The sequence below is a fragment of the Amycolatopsis decaplanina DSM 44594 genome (assembly GCF_000342005.1).
Classification (GTDB): domain Bacteria; phylum Actinomycetota; class Actinomycetes; order Mycobacteriales; family Pseudonocardiaceae; genus Amycolatopsis; species Amycolatopsis decaplanina.
In genome coordinates this window covers 1-1,169 of sequence record NZ_AOHO01000042.1, presented here as the reverse complement: position 1 = coordinate 1,169, position 1,169 = coordinate 1, and the positions used below count along the sequence as shown (strand labels likewise).

Genomic DNA, 1,169 nt, shown 5'->3' with positions numbered 1-1,169 from the left:
CCCTGCCGCTCGGTGAACAGCACCATGTCGGCCGTGTACTTCGTCGCCACGTCGGATGTGGACACTGCGGAACTCTCCTTATTGGTGGTGTACGGGAACATGCGGTTCAGCCGACCTCACTTCGGGGAAGGCCGGGGACCGGTGCTGGTGTCAGCGGGCCAGGCCGTCGACGAGGGCGGTGATGTGCCGGACGCGCGGCTGGTCTTCGTCGGGTTCGTCGTTCTCGTCGTGCCAGTTCCAGGCGAGGCCGCGCAGCAGTTCGGCCACCGTGGTCGGGACGTACTGGTCTATGCGGCCGGATAGGTAGGTGGTGAGAGCCGCGACCTGGGTGTCACTCAGCTCGGAGCACGGGCCGAAGTCGCGCACGAAGTGCTCGTAGGCGGAGGCTTCGTCCGCCCTAAGCAGGGCCTCTGCGTGGTCACGCCGCCGTCGGCGGATCAGTCCGGCCGCAGCCAGGACGAGACCGGTCGTGAGGAGGCTGGTGGCGGCGTTGCCGATCCCGGCCCGGACAGCGGGGCTGGGCAAGCGCCTCGGAGACAGCGTTGTGTTCATGGGCATGTCCGTTCGCTGGAAGGAATGGCTGCTGAGCCGGGCGGCTCCGCCAGTACCCCGGACCTGTCGCGGGACCGGGTACTGGAAGTGCGTCCGGATCGCCTCAGTCCTGCAGGGCCCGCAGGTCGCGGGTGAAGGCGGCCTGGCCGTCGATGTAGCCGCGCAGGTCGATGTCGTGCGGCAGCCGGGGCACGCGGCCCAGCGCGACCGTGCCGACCGCGACCAGGACGACGCGGGCGACGGCGTCGGAGCCTTTTTTGGTGCGGGGTGCCTGGTAGAGGCAGTAGGCGCCGTGCGCCCAGGCCCGCAGCGCGGTCGCCGGGTCGGTGGTGGTGAGGGCGTCGGTGAAGGCGCCGATGGCGGCCTGGTGCAGGCGGGCGCGGTCGGCGGCGGTCGCGGTTGCGGTGTAGAGCGGGGTGCCGCCGGTCTCGACCTGGCTGGCGTCCCCGCCCCGGGCGGCGATCCGCGCGGCGAGTTCCCCCGCGGCGGCCTCGGCGGCGTGCCCGCGCAGCAGCCGGTTGCCCAGCACAAGCGTGCCGTCGGCGAGTTCGACGACGTTCTGCAGGACCGCGCCATGCGGGGCGCCGGTCTCGAAGCGGGCTAGGGCGCGGCGGCCG

The 1,169-nt window shown here is 72.1% G+C and carries 2 protein-coding genes; both read right to left on the bottom strand.

Features of this window, described 5'->3' with window-relative positions:
* Positions 1–150: 150 nt before the first annotated feature.
* Entirely contained in the window at positions 151–552 is a 402-nt protein-coding gene (locus H074_RS08535; RefSeq protein ID WP_152521374.1) for a hypothetical protein, read from the bottom strand.
* A 103-nt stretch (positions 553–655) separates the two neighbouring features.
* Positions 656–1,169 (bottom strand): hypothetical protein (locus tag H074_RS40700; protein ID WP_007029626.1); only part of this gene is annotated, 514 nt, incomplete at its 5' end.